The 2106-nt window shown below is 33.4% G+C and carries 1 protein-coding gene; it reads right to left on the reverse strand.

Annotated features, from left to right (window positions below; translation table 11 throughout):
- Window positions 1-143 precede the first annotated feature (143 nt).
- Window positions 144-1679, reverse strand: a complete 1536-nt coding sequence (locus ACP4IT_RS12510; protein WP_086231762.1) for a type II restriction enzyme — start codon at window positions 1677-1679, stop codon at window positions 144-146.
- Between the last annotated feature and the right edge of the window lie 427 nt (window positions 1680-2106).

The raw sequence follows: 2106 nt of genomic DNA on the forward strand, positions 1-2106 counted from the left end.
TCGGAATAGGTTATACTAGACAAAAGATCAGCTCCTAAAAGATGGGTTTGTGGTAAACACCATTTTAAAGGAAGCTGATCTTTTTTGTCCGAACAGCGTTCGGATTAATTTTACAATCTACCCCATACTCAAGTATGTCCTTACTAACCATCCTTTTTTTTGTACACCCCCATCTGCGTCAGTACTTGATTACACATAGACTTAACGCTTGAGATTCTTCTAGGAAAAGTTGAACTCGAAATTTGGCTTTTAGTTGGAATGTCTTTCATTTCCTGTTGAATAACATATTTCATTTGATCAGTATCAATAGTTTCTCCTCCAAGCATTTTCAAGAGTACTTTTCTAAAACTGATGTGACACGCCATTAATTTAATTAACATTACATTTTGTTGATGAAATCCCGCCATTCGAAAACTTTTTCCATTTTTTGTAACATAAGGAGAGTCCGATACAGCATCTCTATCAACCAACCCCAAATAACCCAACCAATTCAAATAATAATTATATTGACGTCTATTATACTTAAAAGCGTCCATAAAAGCTTCCGCCCCACTTCGCTCAACTTTCTCGCCGTTGATAGTTATGTAATCCTCAGAGCTATCCAACAAATCCAAATAATCTAATGAAATTTGTAGATTATTGGCTTGGGGAAAACTAATTATATCTCCATTTGAATAACTAGGGTAAATCGTTGTCATCTCAGTGTTATAAATGAGATTATAGATTTTATTAATTGTTCGTTCTTTATTCAACTCAATAGTCGAACCATCTTTAATCTTAAATATATTTTGAGGATCATCTGACAAACTAAATTTATATTGTTTACATTTCTTCATTGAATTCATATTCTGTAAATCGGTAAACTTGTACACAGTTAAAATGTAAATGTCTCTCGTTTTTACAAAATAACCCGCATAAACTTCTTTATGTAGTTCCAGTTTTTCCATAGTTTGTTCAATCAGTAGTCGGGGAATAAACAACTGACGAATGTTAAAGTCTTTAGGAAACTTCATTTTACTTTCAATAATTAGTACTGTTTTCTCAGACTCATACACACCATCAATCTCCGCTTGCCATGTATCAATACTTAACGTTATTGGTTGATGATTCAAAATATTGTCGACATTAAAATTAACATTTTGAACATTATTTTTGCCGCTCAACGTGCTAACAACTGTTCTATTATTATCATTCAAATCATGAAAAACATAGGAGAACATTCCTGTAATTTCTGCCACCGTCTGGGCGTTAGGCTCTGTGGTAACATTGCTTAAATCTAAACTAGACATTTTAATAGGACTCGTCATCGGAATGATGGGTACATTCTCATTCTTTAATTTGTAATACATGTTAAAAGGAGCAATTCGATAGATATTACCACCAATTGGCATAATTTGAAGATGGTAACCTTTGAAGACATTTGGTAAATCCACAGAAAAGTCAAACTTTAAGATGTTTCGATTATCTGGAATAGACTTTCCCGGATACTTTTGTTGCCATAGTGCAATAACTCCTCGATTACGCATCATTTGATCAGTTCGAATATCATAATACCCTTGCTGTTCAATCTCTTTAACGATATCATATTTTTTAAACAAAATATCCCACGCATAACTTGGCTTATTTTTACGTTTATCTTCTGGCTGTAAAACATACTTTAATTTCACCTGATTGTTCATAATCATATCCTCCAAAGGTAAGCAATATACCTTAATAATAAATCACTATAGCATTACGATTCAAATTAGTAATCTGGTTCCGAACCAGATTACTGACGATCATACCCCAGTATCCCATTTTCCAATTAAAAACAATCCATTTTTATCCCAACCACTGATAACTTGGATTAGTTAATGATTTTTTTAATCTTCTAAGTAAACGTGATTATATCGCTCAAGATACAACATACCACCTTTGAAGAAATTACAAAAACATTGCCTAACACTACTAGACAATGCTTGATGCTACCAATCTCTTTTTAATGAGGCTGTGACATAAGTCTCCACAAATAAAGCGGTCCAGTGAGAATCTTCGGATTCTCACTGGACAGCCTTTTGATATAATAGAAAATAAAAAAGGCATCGGTCACACCCGATACCCACAGAT

The organism is Levilactobacillus sp. LN180102 (assembly GCF_050106635.1).
In the GTDB taxonomy this organism is placed as follows: domain Bacteria; phylum Bacillota; class Bacilli; order Lactobacillales; family Lactobacillaceae; genus Levilactobacillus; species Levilactobacillus brevis.

Bases quoted from the DNA above. Each gene is read 5' to 3' on its own strand.
- ACP4IT_RS12510 (WP_086231762.1), bottom strand. From the start codon at position 1,679: ATGAACAATCAGGTGAAATTAAAGTATGTTTTACAGCCAGAAGATAAA.